Raw genomic sequence first — 2,353 nt, forward strand, 5'->3', positions numbered from 1 at the left:
AGGATAGTTATAGCGAGAGTTGTTATTTTATCAAAATAGGAACCAAAACGGAGTAAACGGGTTAGTGCTATGATTTTTTAGAGAGGACTTTACACAATCTGGTTTACAGGGTCCTTTTTATTGACTTCAACGAAAAGTCTAGTTATCTTTTTAATGCTTCGTTTTGATGTTCATTAAAACTGGACAAAACACAGTACCTGGCTTAGACACTTAGGCAAAGACAACCAAGGTGTTAAAGCTCTGCAAAAGGCAAACAAAACGCTCTTGAATTTATAGAAAGAAGTTTACTTGACCCTATACTCTGGGTTACCCCATGTCCTGATTGAGCCATCAGCCTTAATAGCAGTAAAGGCAGCTACATTTGAATAGATCTCGGTATAGCCTTTGTCAGTGGGTGCGCCTATACCTCCAAAACCTGAGTCACCCCACGCCTTAATTGAGCCATCGGCTTTAAGGGCAGCAAAGGCCGAATTAGTTGAATAGATCTCGGTATAGCCTTTGTCAGTGGGTGCGCCTATACCTCCAAAACCTGAGTCACCCCACGCCTTAATTGAGCCATCGGCTTTAAGGGCAGCAAAGGCTCTCGCATTCGAATAAATCTTGGTATAGCCACTGCCAGTGGGTGCATCTGAGCCTCCCCAACCTGGTGCACCCCACACCTTGATTGAACCATCGTCTTTAAGGGCAGCAAAGGCACTCGAATTCGAATAAATATTGGTATAGCCACTGCCAGTGGGTGCATCTGAGCCTCCCCAACCTGGTGTACCCCATGCCTTGATTGAACCATCGTCTTTAAGGGCGGCAAAGGCATACCTAGTTGAATAAATATTGGTATAGCCATTGCCAGCGGGTGCACCTGAGTCTACCAAACCTGATAAACCCCACTCCTTGATTGAACCATTATCTTTAAGGGCGGCAAAGGCATACCTAGTTGAATAAATATTGGTATAGCCATTGCCAGCGGGTGCATCTGAGCCTCCCCAACCTGGTGCACCCCACGCCGTGATTGAACCATCGTCTTTAAGGGCGGCAAAGGCATACATAGTTGAATAAATCTTGATATAGCCACTGCCAGCGGGTGCATCTGATCCTCCAGAATTTGAGTCACCCCACGCCTTGATTGAGCCATCGTCTTTAAGGGTGGCAAAGGCATACCTAGTTGAATAAATCTTGGTATAGCCACTGACAGCGGGTGTATCTGATCCTCCAGAATTTGAGTCACCCCACGCCTTGATTGAGCCATCGGCTTGAAGAGTGGCAAAATCCGATAAATTTGGATAAGATGGCGCATTATAAAATCCACCAAAATCATTTTTAGCACTAGAAGTATCCACCTCAGGAAAACGCAAAGGATCAACGCCCATAACTTGAACTTCTGCTAGAGACAGATAGTTCTTGTCAAGCAATTGGATTCTAACATAGCGACCTTGTTTACCTGGTGCGTCTAATTTAATGTTTGTTTTAGGATTAGGCGCAACATGGAAGTCTTGTTGATAGGTATGTGTGCTAAAGTCTGCTTTATTAGAAATACTCACTTGGTAGTTGCTTAGTCTATTTACACAGCAATCAGTGCGGTTGTGGATAATGATTTCATTGATATTTTTCTTACCGCCTAGATCAACCTGCCACCAAGCACCTTGTTCATATTTGGTATGGGTTGTGCTCTTATTTAAGAAATAGCCATCAGTGTTACCATCTACTGCATAGCTGGCAACAGGGATGATATCGTGGTATAGATATATGCTGGATTGTGTGGCGTGTTTTCCAAAAGCCAGATTAATATTACCGACACCAACAGTAATGACAACAGTTGCAGTGTCCTGAGCACGACGACCAACTGCAGTTACAGTATAAGTCACTGAATCAGATGCAACAATTGGCATTCCAGAGATGGTTCCAGTTTTTTTTATTAAAGGATAAGCCATTGGAGATAGCAGGAGAAATTAAGTAATAAGAAGCATCATCACCTCTATTAGAGATGGTAACAGGTGTAATAGCAGTTCCAGCAGTAGCATTAACATGATTAGTGCTGATTGTAATGTTTGAACCCATCATAACACCAAAAGCATTTAAAGAGACTGAAATTATGGCAACCGTAAGGAGTTTAGTTAGTTTGTTTAGTGCGTTTGTTATGTTTTTCATTATATAAAAAAAATTTGTCAAGGTCTTTTGTACACCCCTAAAGAGACTTCTGCATTAACCCAATATAATTTTAGACCTCTGCATTAACTTTCAAAACTTAAAATATGGGTTTTAAAAATTCACTAAGCCAGTAAAAATATACTTTTTTGTGTCTGTAAATACCACTTTTTATCAAATTGGCGAATTCAACCCATAAGTGCAACACTTCCAT

General features: G+C 41.6%; 2 protein-coding genes. Both read right to left on the reverse strand.

Annotation, left to right across the window (positions count from 1 at the left end; all coding sequences use genetic code 11):
* Positions 1–284: 284 nt before the first annotated feature.
* On the reverse strand, positions 285–1,883 hold the full coding sequence (locus BAZSYMA_RS05875) for a galactose-binding domain-containing protein (protein ID WP_195910121.1): 1,599 nt from the start codon (positions 1,881–1,883) through the stop codon (positions 285–287).
* A complete protein-coding gene (locus tag BAZSYMA_RS09685) occupies positions 1,864–2,142 on the reverse strand; it encodes a hypothetical protein (RefSeq protein ID WP_143243122.1) in 279 nt (92 codons plus the stop codon). Before BAZSYMA_RS09685 ends, BAZSYMA_RS05875 begins: the two co-directional genes overlap by 20 nt.
* Positions 2,143–2,353 lie beyond the last annotated feature (211 nt).

The organism is Bathymodiolus azoricus thioautotrophic gill symbiont, from assembly GCF_001298715.1.
Classification (GTDB): domain Bacteria; phylum Pseudomonadota; class Gammaproteobacteria; order PS1; family Pseudothioglobaceae; genus Thiodubiliella.